The 17,044-nt window shown below is 69.8% G+C and carries 15 protein-coding genes; 12 read left to right on the plus strand and 3 right to left on the minus strand.

From position 1 onward, the window contains the following. Positions 1–230 precede the first annotated feature (230 nt). Positions 231–653, minus strand: coding sequence for a hypothetical protein (locus C1J00_RS21360; protein WP_146046226.1), 423 nt, complete (start codon positions 651–653; stop codon positions 231–233). 245 nt (positions 654–898) lie between these two features. On the opposite strand from C1J00_RS21360, the gene C1J00_RS21365 reads away from it, so the two are divergent. From C1J00_RS21365 to C1J00_RS21375, 3 genes are read left to right on the plus strand one after another with little or no spacing between them, the layout of a single operon-like run. Beyond that, on the plus strand, positions 899–1,330 hold the full coding sequence (locus C1J00_RS21365) for a MobC family plasmid mobilization relaxosome protein (protein WP_180989637.1): 432 nt from the start codon (positions 899–901) through the stop codon (positions 1,328–1,330). Then, positions 1,327–3,093 (plus strand): relaxase/mobilization nuclease domain-containing protein, encoded by a 1,767-nt coding sequence (locus C1J00_RS21370; RefSeq protein WP_102910680.1) that lies wholly within the window; start codon positions 1,327–1,329, stop codon positions 3,091–3,093. Before C1J00_RS21365 ends, C1J00_RS21370 begins: the two co-directional genes overlap by 4 nt. A 14-nt stretch (positions 3,094–3,107) precedes the next feature. After that, positions 3,108–4,283, plus strand: a complete 1,176-nt coding sequence (locus C1J00_RS21375) for a hypothetical protein (protein ID WP_146046227.1) — start codon at positions 3,108–3,110, stop codon at positions 4,281–4,283. 101 nt (positions 4,284–4,384) lie between these two features. On the opposite strand, the gene C1J00_RS21380 is transcribed toward C1J00_RS21375, so the two are convergent. Together C1J00_RS21380 and C1J00_RS21385 are read right to left on the minus strand one after the other, a co-directional pair. Further along, a complete protein-coding gene (locus tag C1J00_RS21380; protein ID WP_102910682.1) occupies positions 4,385–4,951 on the minus strand; it encodes a hypothetical protein in 567 nt (188 codons plus the stop codon). Positions 4,952–5,025: 74 nt separating this feature from the next. Then, on the minus strand, positions 5,026–6,090 hold the full coding sequence (locus C1J00_RS21385; protein ID WP_102910683.1) for a C40 family peptidase: 1,065 nt from the start codon (positions 6,088–6,090) through the stop codon (positions 5,026–5,028). Positions 6,091–6,592: 502 nt separating this feature from the next. Here C1J00_RS21385 and C1J00_RS21390 point away from each other — a divergent pair. The 9 genes from C1J00_RS21390 to C1J00_RS21430 all read left to right on the plus strand — a co-directional run. Beyond that, complete coding sequence (locus C1J00_RS21390; RefSeq protein ID WP_146046228.1) at positions 6,593–7,069, plus strand: hypothetical protein; 477 nt, start codon at positions 6,593–6,595, stop codon at positions 7,067–7,069. Positions 7,070–7,074: 5 nt separating this feature from the next. After that, a complete protein-coding gene (locus C1J00_RS21395) occupies positions 7,075–7,344 on the plus strand; it encodes a hypothetical protein (protein WP_229910701.1) in 270 nt (89 codons plus the stop codon). A 10-nt stretch (positions 7,345–7,354) separates the two neighbouring features. Beyond that, positions 7,355–8,149 carry a DUF8175 domain-containg protein gene (locus tag C1J00_RS21400; RefSeq protein ID WP_102910686.1) on the plus strand — a complete coding sequence of 265 codons (795 nt, stop codon included), beginning with the start codon at positions 7,355–7,357 and terminating at the stop codon, positions 8,147–8,149. Further along, positions 8,146–9,693, plus strand: coding sequence for a hypothetical protein (locus C1J00_RS21405; RefSeq protein WP_102910687.1), 1,548 nt, complete (start codon positions 8,146–8,148; stop codon positions 9,691–9,693). The genes C1J00_RS21400 and C1J00_RS21405 overlap by 4 nt, the downstream gene beginning before the upstream one ends. Further along, positions 9,690–11,141 carry an SCO6880 family protein gene (locus C1J00_RS21410; protein ID WP_245936438.1) on the plus strand — a complete coding sequence of 484 codons (1,452 nt, stop codon included), beginning with the start codon at positions 9,690–9,692 and terminating at the stop codon, positions 11,139–11,141. The genes C1J00_RS21405 and C1J00_RS21410 overlap by 4 nt, the downstream gene beginning before the upstream one ends. Positions 11,142–11,146: 5 nt before the next feature. After that, complete coding sequence (locus C1J00_RS21415; protein WP_102910688.1) at positions 11,147–12,736, plus strand: putative type IV secretion/conjugal transfer ATPase; 1,590 nt, start codon at positions 11,147–11,149, stop codon at positions 12,734–12,736. Continuing rightward, positions 12,736–14,481: a type IV secretory system conjugative DNA transfer family protein gene (locus C1J00_RS21420; RefSeq protein ID WP_102910689.1), complete on the plus strand. Its 1,746-nt coding sequence runs from the start codon at positions 12,736–12,738 to the stop codon at positions 14,479–14,481. Before C1J00_RS21415 ends, C1J00_RS21420 begins: the two co-directional genes overlap by 1 nt. Next, a complete protein-coding gene (locus C1J00_RS21425; protein WP_219728368.1) occupies positions 14,471–15,064 on the plus strand; it encodes a DUF4913 domain-containing protein in 594 nt (197 codons plus the stop codon). Before C1J00_RS21420 ends, C1J00_RS21425 begins: the two co-directional genes overlap by 11 nt. A gap of 393 nt (positions 15,065–15,457) precedes the next feature. Beyond that, the coding region (locus tag C1J00_RS21430; protein WP_102910690.1) for a pentapeptide repeat-containing protein at positions 15,458–17,044 on the plus strand (1,587 nt) is incomplete at its 3' end.

Raw genomic sequence — 17,044 nt, forward strand, 5'->3', positions numbered from 1 at the left:
TTTCCCTCCCCTCCCCGCAAGGCCTCACCCCAGGTCGGGGGACGGAGTGTCAAGGGTGGAGCGCCCGCACCGCAGGCGCGTTGTGAGGCACGAGCGACGCGGCGAGGAGCGGACGTACGACCCTTGACGCGGAGGAGTCCGGCCGGACACTTGATCGGCCGGGGAGGGAAGTGACCACACACGAAGAGGGGGCCCCGCGCTGCGGGGCCCCCTCTTGCTGATCTGCTCCGTCAGGCGGACGGGAATCCGGCGGCCGCCACGGCGTCCCCGGTGCTCTCATGTGCTGGGGCTGGCACGGCCGGGGGACCGGTCTGCGGCGCAGCCTTCTCCGGCGCGGCCTCCGTCTTCGGGGCCGTCTTCTTCGCGGCCGCGGCCTTGCCCGGCCGCCGTCCCCGCGGACGCTTGACCGGCTCTTCCACGCCGAGCTCGGCGAGCTCCGCCGCAGTCCATCCAGCCTTCTCCGCCGTCGTGTACGCCTTGCCGTACGGCTCGTTCAGGGCCGCCAGCCGTTCCTCGAACTCGGCGAGGACGGTCTCCCGCTCCTTCTGAATCGCCGCACGCTGCCCCAGGATCTCCGCCAGGGGCTTGAAGGCCTCCCCCTTGGCAGCCTGGAGCTTCTCCATCCGCTGCAAGAACTCTTCTGCACTCGACATGCCCGGAATGGTAGTCGCATCCCGCCCCAGACGGGCGGACCGGGGTCCCAGTAGCCGCAGGTCAGAGGTTTTCTGACCGCCACTCACACCCCACGTGCGCGGTAACTGACAGCAGTAGCTACCGGTAGCAAGGTAGTGCTTACTGATATCAGTAAGCGGCGTGTACCGGCCGTGATCCACTAGGGTGGGCGGCCAGGATCATGGGTCCGAGCACGGACCGGGGAACGACGGGGGAGGAGCTTGCTGTGGCGGAGCCAGCAGCGGACGGCGAAAAGCGGCGCGTTGCACGACGCCGCACCCGCGAGGCCGGCGGCACTCGTTCCAACCGCTTCCTGGTGTCCTACAACGACGACGAGCTGACGATCGTCCGCGCCGCCGCCGAACACGATGACACCGCCCTTGCTGCATGGGTCAGCAGCGCCGCACTGGCCGTGGCCAAGGAGACCGTCGTACCCGTCTCCGCCGACGCCAAGGAGGTCGTCCAAGAGGTGATCCGCTCTCGCGTCCAACTGAGCCGCATCGGCAACAACCTCAACCAGATCGCACGCGCACTCAACAGCGACGGCACCGTGACCGACGACCAACTGAGCGCCGTCCTCGATGCCGTAGCGGCAGCGATCAAACGCCAGGACAGCGCCACACTCCAGCTGATGCGCGAGAGGCAACCGCGGTCGTGATTCCGGAGAAGCTCGACGAGGGCGACGACACCTACGGCCTGCTGCACTACCTGTACGGTCCCGGTCGGCGTGACGAGCATGTGGACCCGCACATGGTCGCCGCATGGGACCCGTACATCGACGACCCGGCGCGGTCCCCGGACATGACGATCTCGGACCTTGCGCTGATCATGGACGCCCCGGTGTACGCCCTGATCGGCAAGAAGCCGAAGCTGCACGTGTACCACGTTGCGGTGCGCAACGCGCCCGAGGATCGCATCCTGTCGGACGCGGAATGGGCACAGGTCGCGTACGAATTGATGGACGCCGCCGGTATCGCTCCGCACGACAGTGACCAAGGCTGCCGGTGGGTGGCGATCCGGCACGCCGACGACCACATACACATCGTCGCGACCAAGGCGAGAGAGGACGGCCGACAGCCGAACCTGCGCCAGGACATCGTCAAGATGCACCGCGTTGCCGCCCGCTTCGAGGTGGAGTTCAGGCTGCGCCAAGTCGGGCGCGGCGACAAGACGGCGCGGACATGGGTGAAGAGCGGAGAGGCCGAGAAGGCCGAGCGGCGAGGCCTTAAGGAATCGGCCCGCCAGACCCTTCACCGCACGGTCCGGGAGGTGGCGGCCGCCGCCACGAGCGACGCCGATTTCTTCGCCCGGCTCGGGTCCGCAGGTCTGCGCGTGCAGCAGCGGATCGCTCCCGACGGCAACGTGACCGGCTACTCCGTCGCCTTGCCTGGCGACCGCAATAAGAGGCAGGAACCGGTGTGGTTCTCCGGCTCCCGGCTCGCCCCCGATCTGTCACTTCCGCGCGTGCGGGAACGCTGGCAGGTCCCGGTGTCCGTACCGGCGGTTGCGCCGGCGGAGATGTGGCGCGAGGCGGAGCGACGGGTACGGGAGGCCGCCGACCAGCTCGGCGCGGGCGGACTGCACCAGGGGGCTGGAGACGTTGCCGCGCTCGGTGATCTCATCGTCATCGCCGCAGTTATCTCGCCGCGCATGGTGCGTGACCGAATGAGAGATGCGGCGTACGAGTTCGAGCGCGCGTCCCGCGTGCCGGGCGACCGCGCGCTGGAGGGACAGGCGCGCAGCCTCTACCGGGAGTCGGCACAGCTGCTCTCCCGGTCGGCGGCCGCGGCTGGACGCAGTGACACGGTCGCCGCACTCGGGTTTCTGCTCGCCCTGCTGACCGCGGTCGAAGCCTCTCGCCGCTGGCATCAGGCGCAGGAACACCGTGCTCAGGCGGAAGCATCGGGTCGGGCTGGTCGACTGTTGCGTGAGGCGGTCGAGGTGACCGCCGGTGCGAGCGCGGCACGCGAGTACCGGCCGAACTCGAAACGCACGGCTAATCGGCCGTCGGCGGCCCGCCGGGCACCACAGGCTTCGGGGCAGAGGCCGATGGCAGGCGTGCTCCAGGAGGCGATTCCTGTGCACGCACGTGCGGTGCTTGCGGACCCGGCCTGGCCCGCCTTGCGTGCACGTCTGACGGCGGTTGAGAAGGCTGGCGAGGACCCCGTCGATGTCCTGGCCGCAGTTGCAGCCCGCAGGGAATTGGGTTCAGCGGACTCGGTCGCAGAGGTGCTTACATGGCGGCTGGACGGATGGCAACGACAGCGAGGTGCGGCGGCGTCCGCCAGCACCAAGAGCCCGGCGCCGACATCCAAGGGCGGCGCTGGCAGCACCAGCATGCCGCGCAAGACGGGGGCGCCAGGACCGACACGTCGGCCACCGGGTGACGACCAGCGCAAGGGCCCGCGACGGGCCCGGTAACGAGGGGAGCGAGCATGGCAACACCAATGCCAGAGGACCAGGCCGGGGATGCGTTCGCGCAGGCCGCAGGCGAGGCGGTGAAGACCTACGTCATGGCGCGGAAGGCCTCCGTCATGGCTTTCCGCATGGTCCTGGCTTTCGCGGAAGCGGTACGCCGTCAGCAGCAGGAGAGGGCCGAGAAGGAGGAGGCGCGTGCCGACGTCGACGAGGCGATGGCGGAGGCTTCGGAAGCGGTGAAGAAGCTCCTGCCGGAGGACATCAGTGCGGCCTTGCTGGAAGACGCGGAGTGGCCTGAGATCGCACAGCAGTTGATGGCGCTCAAGCGTGCCGGTGTGGACCTGGAGACGATGCTGCCACGCGTTGGCGAGATCGCCGTGACCGTGCGGGACCAGGTGGCCGCGAACGCCGAGCGGGTGGCAGGCGAAGGCACGGACGAGTGGGTGAAGGCGCTGCGCGAGACGCTGCCGGCGGGATCGGTGCGTGAGGCGATCCTCACCTCTCCGGCCTGGCCGGAGATGGCGTCGACGATGACCCAGCTGGCGGAGTGGGGAGTCAACGTGCGCGAGGTCCTGGCGGCCGCGTACAACGAGATGCTGGCCGTCGGCCAGGCGGTGGCGAAAGGACTCGGGGCGGCCGCGGAACCGGCGATGAGCCGGGACGCCCAGCTGTCGTACGGGCCGCTGACAACCGGGCTGGACCTCCCCCGCGATCTCAACCTGTCCGACCGCGAGCGTGCGTTCAAGCAGCTGGCCATCTCACCGGGGAAGGAGAACGAGCGGTACATCCGGTGGGTACGGGAGGCGATCCCCGGGCACGAACGGGAGGCTGACCTGCTGGTGGCGTCTCGAAAGTGGCCGCTGGTGGCTGCCCGAATGGCGCAGATGGAGAAGGATGGAATGCCAGTGCGTGAGCACCTGGCCCGTCTGGCCAAGGACACGTCGTGGCAGCAGGGGCCCGCAGCGCAGCTCGGGACGCGGCTGGTGCAGGCCGTTGGCGATGCCCTGGGGCGTCCTGCCGGGGATGCGGCGGCAGAGTCGCGGGTGCGGGTGAACACCACGGCCGCGCGAGCCACGTCGACGAGCATGGACCCTACTAAGGCGCAGGCGGCGAAGGGCACGGCGCCTGCGGAGGCCGGGGTGGCCGCACACCGACAGAGCGGACCGGCCCAGAAGAGCGGCAAGACCAAGTAGCCACCGGCAAACGGCGTGCCGCAGGCCGACATCGGCCTGCGGCACACGTGTTGGGGCGGCATGGTGCCGCTTGTGGCGGATCCGCCCTAAGCGGCGAGCGGTCAGGACTTTCCGGCGAGGATCTGGGCAACGGGGTCGGCGGTGTGCGCGAAGTAGTCATCGACGTCTTCGACCTGCTCGACGCGCCACTTGCCGTCCTCCTCGATGAGCCTCAGGACGTTGCGCCACTGGTCCTCGCCAGCGCGGTGCCCGGTGGCGAGGGCGCCCTTGCCCGCGGGGTGCGTAGGTGAGGCGGCAACGTCCTGGACGTGACTGATCTTGATGGTGAGGGGGGCGCGTCCACTGTCGTCGTCGCCCGCGCCGATGTCCTTCCAGTGGGAGTTGACGCAGCCGGTGATCGTGCCGCCGTCTTCGTCGAAGTTGGGGCGGTGCGCCTTCGTGGACAGCTCGCACATGCTCTTGGCGTCGGCGGGGTTCTTGGCGAGCCAGGCGAGCATGTAGGCGCGGGCGGTGTCGGCGACGACCTTGTCGTGGTTCGGAGCGGATGACACCGGTGTCGGCTTGTGGTCGGAGGCGGCGGGTTCGGTGTCGGACGAGCAGCCCGCCAGTGCGCTCAGCGCGGTCAGTGCCAGGGCTGCGATGCTGGTGCGCACGGTGCGCGGTGCCATCAGGTTCTCTCTCCTTGCGAGTCGTAGTGCCCGAGGCCGGATGGCCGGCAGGGCCGGGGCGGTGGTCATCACGATCAGGGACGGGTGGCGCCGAAGTAGTCGCGATCCGGCATGGCCGAGGTCAGCGGTGCGATTTCCACGTTCTTGCCGGTGCGGGGTGCGTGCAGGACGTTGCCGTCGCCTGCGTACAGGGCGACGTGGTAGATGGCGCCGGAGCCGCCGTGGGACCAGAACAGCAAGTCGCCGGGCTTGAGGTTCTGCCTGGAGACGGCGCGGTCGCTGGTGGCGCCGTACTGGGCGGCAGCGGTGCGCGGGAGCTTCACGTCTGGCCAGTAGGCGTACAGCACGAGGGAGGAGCAATCGAAGCCGACGGTGTCGTCGGCGACGCACCTGCCGTTGCGGTATCCGCTGCCGCCGCTGCAGAACCCGAGCGTAGGGCCGTGCGCGCTGCCGCCGCCCCAGGAGTAGGGCGTGCCCAGGCGCGTGGCCGCCTTGCGCAGGGCCTTCGCGCCTGTGCCGGAGCCGGAGACTTGCAGCATCCCGGGCCCCTCGAAGCGTTTCATGGTGCTGAGGATGATCTGCACGTAGTGGTAGGTCTCGCCGCCCGCGAAGGACTTCGGGGGGACACCGCCGTACTGCTCGATGCGGCCCCAACCAGCGTTGTATCCGGCGAGGGCCAAGGCCCGCACATCTCCGGGGTAGCCCGACCCCTCCGCCTTCTTGAGCAGGGAGCACATCATGCGGCCCTGCGCCATGACGGCGTCGCCGATGTCCCAGGGCGAGGCCTCGCCGTTGCCGTCGTCGTCCCGACCCCAGGTCGCCCAGGTGCCGGGCATGAACTGGGCCGGGCCCTGGGCGCCGACGTGGGACGTGGCCTCCGCGCGGGTGGTCTTGAACTTGCTCTCCTGGTAGAGCTGGGCGGCGAGCAGCGAGGGGACCATCGCCGGTTGGTCGCAGGCCGCGTCCGCCTTGAGGATCCACTCGCGGAACTCCGCTGGCACGCCGCGGAGGCCGCCTCCCCCGTCGGTCGTCTCGGTCGCTTCGGCATCCGCGTCGGCGATCACCACCCCCACGATCCCGAGGGTCACCACCAGGACGAGGCCTATCACCGCGGCGGCAGCCGTAATGAGCACCTTCACGCGCTATCCCCCCGTGCGCTCTCTCTCATCTGTTGTGTGCCAGTTGCGTGACTGTCCGCCGTACTAGATCACGAGGCGCTCGGCGAGCGCGCCTGGATTGGCGTGGGGCCGGACCCTGCCCGCGATCACCGTTCGCGTAGGGTCTGTGACGGCCTCGCGTGGGGGGACTTCGCGTAGGGAAAGCCCCTCGCTTTCGCTCCATGCAGCGGAATTGGGGCGTCCGCTCGGGGCCTTTGGCGACTCGGGGGTGTGGCTGATGAGTGCTGGCGCTGCAATGGCGGAGGCGCCGACCGGAAACCGGGCGGTTGACCCTTTTTCGAAAATGCTCCATTGGGGGCAAAGCCCACGCTTTTCCGCGCTCTTGTAGAGCGACACCTGTGACCTGACCTCCGGCTACGCGAAAACCCCACCCGTGCCTGACAGGGGGTCACGCTAGCCTCAGTGGTCCCAAGAAGCCCAATACCGTGACTTTAAACTCAGGCACACAGGGGGGAGTTGTGACGTGAGCACCCAACCGGTGATGACAACCCCGGGCACCGGCACACCGGTTTCACTCCGGTACGCGCTGATGCCCGTTGATGGAAACGGCATTGCAGTGGCGACGGTCGCCGCCATGCTCGACAACGACTCCGGCGGCGCCGCTGCCCGTGTCCTGGCGCCGGGAGAGGTCCTGCCCTACGGCACGGTGCCGGTGCTGGTGACCGACACGACCGTGTACGGCGTGCAGCGCCTGGAGGAGACCCTCATGCGCTGGGGGCCGCTTCCGAGGCCATGGCTGGTGTGGGTGGCCGATGCCCCGACGCGCCCGGTGCAGGACGCCCGCTTCACCGTCCGGGCCCTCGAAGGGCGTCTGGCCGGGGTTGCGCGACTGCCCTACCTGCCTGTCCTGCGAGCGGTGACAGGGCCCGACGAGGCCCTGGAGTACAAGGACGTCCAGACCGCGGCCGCGCGGCTGCGGCGCGAGATCGAAGGGAAATGACTGACATGGCGAACCTCGCGGCGCTCATCCCGGGTGCCAAGCCCACCCCCATCCCGGGGATGAACGGCCCGGTGGCCGAGATCTTCGGATACGGGCTGTGGCTGCTGATCCTGGCCGGCGTCGGGGGCGTCGGCTTCGGCGTCTACAAGCTGGCCGTGTCGGACAAGTCCCGCAACGGCGGCGGCAGCGAGCCCTTCAAGTGGATGGGGGGCGGATTGGCGGCGGTGATCTTGTCCAGCTCGCTCATCGCCATCCTCAACGGCATCGCAGGCTGAGGCGGCGGACATGGGACGCACCAGGGGAACGTGGAGCACCAAGGGCACCTGGTTCGCGGGCGCCGCGCTCGCGGCCGTGCTCGCCCTGACGGGCTACGCCGTACTCAACGGCGGCGACGACGACGCGGACGCGAGCAAGAGCGGATCGACCCCGAGCGCGTCCGTGTCCGCCTCGCCCGGCCCGTCCGCCTCGTACGAGCAGCCGGACGACTGGACCGAGCCGACCAGGTGGGTTGCGCTTCCGCGGGGGAAGCGCACCAACGAGCACGGCAGCCAAGTCGGCTTCCCGCACACCACCGAGGGCGCCGTTGCGACGGCCGCGGCCGTCAACACGGTCAGCATGGAGACCGATCGCGACACCGGCGACGAGCAACTGCGCATCTACTACTCGTACGTCTCCAAGGCGGATCAGAGTGAAGAACACGCGGCGCAAATCGAGCTGGAGTCGATCCAGGCCGACAAGCAGCTGCACAAGGAGTTGAGCGTCCCCGTCGGTGAGCCGCTGCCGCCCGGGGCGTACATGCGCAGCAGCGTGATCGGCTACAAGGTCATCCGGGAATCGGACGACGAGGTCAGCGTGTGGCTGTTGTCGCGGGTGGCGCGCAAGGCGGGCGAGACGGCCAAGGAGTCTGTCGGTTACACCCGCACCCTGAACGCGGTCGTGTGGGAGAACGGCGACTGGAAGCTGTCGGGCAAGGCCACCCAGCGTGCCCTGGACGCGCAGCCGGCCAAGCCGAAGATCGTCGCGCCGGGCGACGCTGCGTTCAATTCGGCCGGGTGGACGGCCATCCGGGAGGCATCGTGATCGTGCGGCGACTGGCCGCGGTGCTGCTGGCGCTCGTGGCGGTACTCGGGATGTCGGTGTCCGCACCGCAGCCCGCCCGGGCCGACGACGGGCCGATAAGCGGCGGGATAGAGATCATCTGCCGGGGTGTTTCGGGACCCATCCTCGGCACCATCCTGCCCGGCGGCGGAACGGCTCCCGGCCGCCCGGGAAGCCTGACGGGCTCGGACGCGTGCGACGCCATCGGAAAGGTCGGGGCGAAGAAGGTCAGGGAAGCCTGGGACAACGTCTGGGAGTCCGTCCTGGGCGACGTCATCCGGTCCGCGATGGACGTGACGAAGTGGGTCATCAAGAAGACGCTCACGTTCGCCTTGCTCGGTCCGTCAGTGGACCTGGAAGGCACCGGACTGTGGGGCGGCAAAGCGACCCTCGCGGGCATGCTGACCTGGCTGGGGCTGGTGATCGCCGTGGCCGGGGTGATCTGGAACCTTGGCAAAATGGCCCTCACCGGACAGGGCAAACACGCCGGCAGGGCGATGACCGGCTGGATCGAGAACTTCTTCCTGTCCTTCCTCGGGGTGAGCCTGTTCGCGCTGCTGCTCGTCCTCGGAGACGCGCTCAGCACGGGTCTGGTCAACGCGACGTTCTCCGACGACGGGGATGCCTACGAGCGCATCGTCGCCGTGATGCTGCCCGCGGGGATCTACAACCCGATCACCACGTTGTGCGTGGTCGCGGTGTTGCTGCTGATCGGTTTCATCCAGATGGTCATGATCTTCCTGCGGCAGTCCGCCATCCCCATCATCTGCCTGCTGCTGCCGGTGGCCGGTGGCGGCCGCGCTGGTGGTGAGGCCACCCGTAAGTGGGCGCCGACGCTGATCACGACCGGCATGGTCATCGTGGCCTACAAGCCCATCGTGGCCGTCATCATCTGCACCGGCTTCGCGGAATTCGGGCACTCCAAGACGTTGGTGGAGTGGCTGCGCGGCTGTGCGACGCTCGTGCTCGCGGTCGTCGCGCCGGGCCCGCTCACCAAGATTTTCGCTCCGTTCGGGGCGGCAGCCGGTGCTGGGATGAGCGCGGGCGGTGCCAGCGGTGCACTGTCGGCGGCCGGGAGCTACCTCGGCGGAAAGATGGGCTCGAAGGACAAGGACGGCGGCGGCAGCGACAGCGGCGGTGGCGCTGCTCCGGCGGATCCTGTGTCCCACTCCAAGTTCGTTGAGCAGAGCATGGGCAGCCAAAGCCAGAGCCAGGGCGGCGGCGGGCAGGACGGTGGCGCGGGCGGTGACGCCCAGGCGCAGGCCGCCCGCAATGAGGCCGGGGCCCGCGTGCCGGGCCAGGCCGGAGCTGATGGTGCTGCCGGTGCGGACGCTGCGGCGGCCGGTGCCTCGAGTAGCGCCGGCACCGGCACGGCGGCCGCGGGCGCGGGCGCGGGTGTGGCCGGTGCTGCGGGTACGGCAGCAGCCGGGGCGGGGGCGGTCGGCGTCGGTATTCAGGTCCTGGACGGCGTCAACGACGCCATCCAGGGCGCGAGTGGACAGATGGGCGGGGGAGAGCAGCAGTGACAGCCCATGAGGTGCCCTCGGCCTTGATGGTCGACGGGTTCAGGGCCCGCCGCAGCTTCGGCTTCGGCGGGCTGTCGCGGGGCGCGACGATGATCGCGGCCGCGGTGCTGACGGCGGACGGCCTGATCGCCACGCAGATGCCGCTGTCGCTGCTGGTCACCCTGCCGGTGACGGGCGCGTTCTTCGGACTGGCCGCCGCCCGCCGCCACGGCATGTCCGCCCTGGCCTACTACTGGGCCAAGTTCGCCTGGAAGCGTGCGTCGCGCTACGACGCCACCTCCTACCGGCGGCTGCTGCTGCCCCACCCCTACGCCCTGGACCTCCCGGGCGTCGGCGCGAGCAGCACCCTGATCAAGGCACACGATCCGACCACGGGGCGGGCCGTCGGTGTCGTGCACGACCGGGCGACCGGCTACATGACCGTCACCACTCTCCTCGCGCCGGGCGGAAGCCTCATGGCGCCCACCGCAGCGGTGCAGAGCAGCCTGCGCACCTGGTCGGCCGTGCTGGACGCGATGAGCACGGACGAGCAGGTCAAGGGCGCCAGCGTGACCATCCAGATCACGCCCGGCGCCGGGGAGGCGCTCGGTGACGACGTCAAGGCCCGCAAGGACCCGAACGCGCCGCAGTTGGCCAAGCAGGTCATCGACGAGCTGGTGCGCACGACCCCGCACGCCACCGCGAGTGTGGCGCCGTGGATGAGCGTCACGGTCGACCCGAACGCCTCCGCCAACCCGCCGGCAGACCTCGCCGAGCAGGTCGCCGAGGCGCTGCGGGTGGTCGACTCCCTGGACCTGTCCGGCACGGGCACGGACATCGAGCGCAGGGCGACCGACGTCGACCTGCGCCGCATCGTCCGCTCCGCCTACGACCCCGAGGTCTTCAACGCCAGGGACCGGGAGTTCGAGGAGCTGTCGTGGTCGGAGTGCGGGCCGCAGGCCGCCGACGACGACTGGGAGACCTACGCGCACGACGGCGGGGTCTCCGTCAGCTGGGTGCTGCGCGAGATGCCGCGCCGCCCCATCCCCTACTCCGTGCTGCTGCCGCTGCTGGCCCCGGGCCGCTACCAGCGGCGCATCACCATCGCCTACCGCGTGCTGGACCCGCTGGAGGGCGAGGCGGTGCTGGAGCGCGAGATCTCCCACGCCCATCAAAGGGCGCAGGCGACCGCCGAGGTCAAGGGCCGCGCCAAGTACAGCCAGCGGGCCGACGCCCAGCGGGCGGAGAAGGCCGCCGCCCAGGTGGCCGCAGGCGCCCAGGTGGTCGACTGGACGCTGATGGTGACCGCCACGGCCCGCAGCACCGCCGACCTGCCCGCCGCCCGCCAGGAACTGGCCCGGGCGGTCAAGGCCACCCGCGGCATCCGCATGCGCAGCGCATACGGCGCTCAGGCCGCGGTGTTCGCGGCCGGGCTGCCGATCGGCTACAACCCGCTGGTGAAGGACTGACGACGATGGCACGCAAGCCCAAGCCGCCGACGGTGACCACGCCCAAGCGCGTGATCCACGTGGCCGACCAGGGCCCGACGCGCGAGGAGCGGCGGGCCGCGCGCAAGCTCAAGGGGCGGTTCGCCCCGCGGCTGGGATGGGGCGGGCGCTTCGGCGGCCGCGTGCCGGTCGAGGACTCCGGCACCGTCTACACCGGCCCGACCAGCCAGGCCGGCGGCATCTACCCCTGGCTGCTCGGCAGCGGCCTGCCGCCGCGCGGCGTACCGGTCGGCCGGGACCTGCTGACCGGTGAGTTGGTGTGTATCGACCCCAGCGGGTGGACCGGCAAATTGACCACCAACCCGGGTGTGTGGGTCATGTCCCAGCCGGGTGCGGGCAAGTCCGCGCTGGTCAAGCGCATGTGCATGGTCTACTCGGCGTACGGGTTCATGACCTGCGTGCCCGGTGACGTCAAGGGCGAGTACAGCGACATGATCCGCGAACTCGGCGGATCCGTGGTGCGGATCGGCGACGGCATCGGCCGCCTGAACCCGCTGGACTCCGGACCGCTCAAGGGGCGCGTGCAGGCCCTGACATCGGAGCGGCGCGAAGCCCTGCTTGACGTCCTCAACGGGCGCCGGTTGGAGACGCTGGTGGCCCTGCTGTCCACCAAGCACGGACTGGGCCGCGCCCCCAACGAAATCGAGCGCTCAGCGCTGGACACGGCCGTTCAGGTTGCGTCTGCCGCCCAGGAGTCGGGCAGCGACCCGGTGGTCGCCGACGTCGTGCAGGTGCTGCGGGCAGCGCCCGAGGAGCTGCGGACCAAACTCGCTGCCGACGGCGAGCGATACCAGGACCTGACCCGCAGCGTCATCGCCGGGCTCGACAACCTCATCGGCGGCCCGCTCAAGGGCCTGTTCGACGGGCCCACGACGACGCCCCTGGATATCTCCGCCCCCGCGGTCTCGGTGGACATCTCCGCCCTGCGAGCTCGCGGCAACGACGTCGTGTCGGCCGGGATGATCGCCACCTGGGCGTACACCTACTCCGCGATCGACGCCGCCCGCAGCATCGGGCTGATGGACCGCTCCCTCGTGCTGCCGATGGACGAGATGTGGCGGGCCCTGCGCTCCGGCCCCGGACTCGTGGACGCGATGGACGCCATCAGCCGCCTGAACAGAACCACCAACGACGTCACGATCTACGTCACGCACTCGCTGCTGGACGTCGAGGCGCTACCGACGGAGACCGACCGCGCCAAGGCCCGTGGCCTGATGGACCGGTGCGACACGTGGGTGATCGGCGCGTCCTCCGAGGAGGAGCTGCGCCGGGTCACCGGCAAACGCTCCCTCACCGAGCAGGAACGGATGATGATCGGCTCATGGTCCTCGGCGACCAGCACCGGGCTCGACATCGACCCCACCTACGACGACGCCGACAACGCCGCCCCGGTCGAGGAAGAGGGCGCCCGGCACCCGGGCCGCGGCAAGTACCTCATCAAGATCGGCACCAGGCCGGGCATCGCGGCCGCGCTGGAGCTGACCGCGACGGAGCTGCGCCTGTACCGGACGGACAACAACCGCCGCCGGATGACCGCTACGGGAGGTGGAAGCTGATGATGACGGAGAACGACCGGGCATGGGCAGCCGGGGGCATCCTCCTCGGAGGCGCCGTGACACTGTCGGTGTCGACGTGGTCCGGTGCGGCCGCCGGCGCGGTACTGACCGGCGACGAAGCTGCTCCCTTCCCCACGTCCCTGGTGGGCGCCTTCCAGATGGTCACCGACTGGTCGTCGGCGTGGCCGCACTCGCAGACCGCGTCCATCGTCGGCGCCACCGTGGCGGACCTGGCCGTCGTCGTCTTCCTCGTATGGGGCCTGCGCTGGACCGTCCGATGGTTCAGGAACCCCTCCAGCCTGGCGACGCTGCACCAGGTACGCGAGCTGACGCCGAAGCACGCGGCCCGTACCGCCACCCGGCTGCGCGCCTCGCTGAAGGAGGCGAAGCCGTCCAAGCTCCAGGCCCGCGACCGGGGCGTGCTCCTCGGAGATCACATGCCGTCCGGCGTCGAGCTGCGCGGCTCGGACGAGGACACCTACGTCGCCATCATGGCGCCCCGCGCAGGCAAGTCCACCTCGCTGGCCATCCCCGTGGCCGAAGAAGCGCCCGGCGCGCTGCTGATGACCAGCAACAAGGCCGACGTCTACGCCGCCACCCTCGCGAGCCGGGCGAAGGTCGGACACCCCTGGATTCTCGACACCCAGGGCGTGGCCCAGGCCGAGCGCCAGATGTGGTGGGACATGATCGCCCAGGCGGAGACGCTGGAGGGCGCCGAGCGTCTGGCCTCCCACTTCGTCAACCAGATCACCTCGGAGCAAGCCGATCCCTTCTGGTCCCAGGCGGCGGGCGACCTCTTGGTGGGCCTGTTCCGGGCCGCGTACTGGGAGGGCGGCAGCGTCCGGGACGTCATGCGGTGGCTGTCGGACCCGAAGGAGAAGGCGCCGCTGCGGGTCCTGTACTCCCACGAGCCGGTCCTCGCCGAGCAGGTGGACAGCTCCATCAACATCGCGGAAGAGACGCAGTCCGGGATCTATCAGAACGCCCGGACGGCCGTCAGCGCGCTGCGCGACGAGAAGGTCCTCGCGTGGGTCACCCCTGACAAGGACCACCCGCGGTTCGACCCCGAGGACTTCGCCCTCAGCAAGGACACCCTCTACCTGCTGTCGAAGAAGGGCGGCCCCGCCTCCGCCGTGGTGGCCGCCCTGGCTGACGCCGTGTTCACCGCCGGCGCCGAAGCGGGCGAGCGCCACGGCGGCCGCCTGCCGGAACCGATGCGCGCCGTCCTGGACGAGGCCGCGAACATCTGCAAGATCGCCGACCTGCCCGACCTGTACTCGCACCTCGGATCCCGCGGGATCACGCCGTTCGTGATCCTGCAGAGCTACCGGCAGGGCGTGAAGGCGTGGGGCGAGGTCGGCATGGACTCGATGTGGAGCGCAGCCACCAAGAAGATCATCGGCGTCGGCCTGGACGACGCCAAGTTCGCCCAGGACGTCAGCACACTGACTGGCGCCCACTACGTCGAGCGCGGCTCGTACTCCAAGTCCAAGGACGGCGGCAGCCGTAGCTGGTCCGAACAGCGCGAGCAGGTACTGGACCCGGCCGAGATCCGCGCCATGAGGAAGGGCACGGCCCTGCTGCTGGCCACCGGCATGCCGGTCGCGCAGATCAGCCTGCGCCCCTGGTACGCGGAGAAGCTGATGGCCCACATCGGCCCGCAGATGAAGGCAGAGGAGCAGGCCATCACCAAGCGCGCGGTCGCCGCGTACGAGGAGCGGAAGGCGGCGCGCAGTGGCCGATGAACCCGGCGAGGCTCCGAAGTTCGACGTGCCGGTCGGCATGTTCCAGGACATCGAAGACCTCAAGGCCCAGGTCGGCCACCTGACGGCCCTGGTCAAGACACTCACCGAAGGCGACGACGCGATGTCGGGCGAGGCCTTCGTCGACGGGGAGGAAACAGCCGGCGCGGAGACCGCCGAGCAGGACCCGGAAGAGGAGTGGCAGTCCCCGCCGTTCATCCTGCTGCTCGATTCTCCGCAGTACGACGACGAGCTGCGGGGACTGATCGAGTGGGTCGAGGGCGTACTCGTGCCCGGCTATCTCGGTGAACCGTCGGCCGATGCCCGCTGGTGCCATCTGTGGTGGGAGCATCCCGTGGCCATCGCCCGCCTGCACGCAGCGTGGCTGGCCTGGCAGGAGCTGACCGACCCTGTGTCCTGCGGCTATACAGGGCCGTCCGTGTGGCACCGAGACCACCTGGACCCCGCCATGCGGGAGCTGCGCGGACCCACAGGCCCCTTCCAGGGCTGCACCAAGGGCGAACACCAGATCAACCACCGTCTGCCTGGCCTGGTACCCAGCGCCTGGACCCACGAGAACCCCTGATCAGGGAGGCACCTGTGCTCTGCGGATACGAGGCCCGTGCTGTGTGGGCCGATCTGCGCCGTCTTGGCCGACGGCTCGTCACTCGTGCCGGAGTCGCCCGTGGATGACCTCAACCCCGTGTGAGCGCAGGAGTGCGGGGGGCGACCTACAGCAGGCTGATCGACGTGGCCACCCGTCTCGACGGGTATCTCGGGTGTCGAGCGGGCGACAGGCATGTGAGGCATCTGTCCCACAGTGCTCCGTGCCTGACGGATATCTACGGGTTGTTCAGGCACGTACGGCATCTTCGCGACGTGGGAGCCTCCCCGACGCTGCCTGTCACCGTCGAGCCTGAACCGTTCCCGTCCTCAGGGCGTCCCTACGGGCACCCTGACACTGTGGAGCCGCCGCACCATGAGCACGTCTGAACCGCCGACCTGGCCGCACTGCGCACACGGTGCAGACCCTGCTGCTGACCTCGTTGGTTGCCGCGGCATCCACGTTCCCGGCCACACCGCGTGCCTCGCTCACCTGGCCGACGCCGACCGCGACGCCTACCTGGCTGGCCTGACTCCCGGCGCCAGCATCGACCACCGGGGCACCACCTTCCCCGAATCCCTCCTCAACGCCTTACTCAACGCCCTCCGTGACCCCGCAACCGGTAACGCCCGCTTCGGGGCCGCCAAGTTCGAGTTGGCGACCTTCGAGGGCAACGCCGGGTTCGGGTCGGCGACCTTTGGGGACAACGCCTGGTTCGGGTCGGCGATCTTCGAGGGTGGCGCCGTGTTCGGGTCGGCGATCTTCGAGGGTGGCGCCGTGTTCGGGTCGGCGATCTTCGAGGGCGGCGCCTGGTTCGGGTCGGCGATCTTCGAGGGCAACGCCTGGTTCGGGTCGGCGACCTTCGAGCGCAACGCCGGGTTCGGGTCGGCGACCTTCGAGCGCAACGCCTGGTTCGGGTCGGCGACCTTCAAAGGCGACGCCGTGTTCGAGTCGGCGACCTTCAAGGACACCGCCTGGTTCGAGTCGGCGACCTTCAAGAACGACGCCGGGTTCGGGTCGGCGATCTTCGAGGGCAAGGCCTGGTTCGGGTCGGCGACCTTCAAGGGCAAGGCCTGGTTCGGGTCGGCGACCTTCAAGGACTACGCCATGTTCAGGTCAGTGACCTTCGAAGGCGGCGCCTGGTTCGGGTCGGTGACCTTCGAGGGCGACGCCGTGTTCGGGTCGGCGACCTTCGAGGGCGACGCCGGGTTCGGGTCGGTGACCTTCGAGGGCGACGCCGGGTTCGGGTCGGTGACCTTCGAGGGCGACGCCGTGTTCGAGTCGGCGACCTTTGGGGGCAACGCCTGGTTCGGGTCGGCGACCTTCAAGGACTACGCTCTGTTCGGGTCGGTGACCTTCGAGGGCGACGCCCTGTTCGGGTCGGTGACCTTCGAGGGCGACGCCGTGTTCGGGTCGGCGACCTTCGTGGAGGCTGACCAGTTCGGGCCTTTGGTGTGTGCTGGGCGGATTGTGCTGTCCGGCGCTGTGTTCGGCGGCCCGGTGACCCTCTTGTTTGCTGCGCGCCGTCTGGAGTGCCGTCGCACTCGCTGGTCATCGACAGCGGAGATCCGCCTGCGCTATGCCACGGTGGACTTCGCTCAGGCGGTGTTCGAGTACCCCCTCACGATCGCCGCCGAGCCGGATCCGTTCGTGCTCACCGACGGCCGACAGCTCGCCGAAGATCCCTGCCCGAGCGCGCCCGACCCCGGGGTGCGGGTGGCGTCGCTGCGTGGGGTGGACGCGGCCCATCTGGTCCTCTCCGACCTGGATCTGTCGGGATGTTTGTTTGCTGGCACGGTCCACCTGGACCAACTCCGTCTGGAGGGGGCCTGCACGTTCGACACGGCTCCGCCCGCCGTGCACTGGCGGCGCTGGCCGCCCGTGCGGTTCACTGCGCGCCGCGTCCTGGCCGAGGAACACCACTGGCGCGCCAGCCAGCCGGGGGCAGTGCGGGGCTGGGCC

Origin of the sequence: Streptomyces cahuitamycinicus, from assembly GCF_002891435.1 — a bacterium.
GTDB classification, from domain to species: Bacteria; Actinomycetota; Actinomycetes; order Streptomycetales; family Streptomycetaceae; genus Streptomyces; species Streptomyces cahuitamycinicus.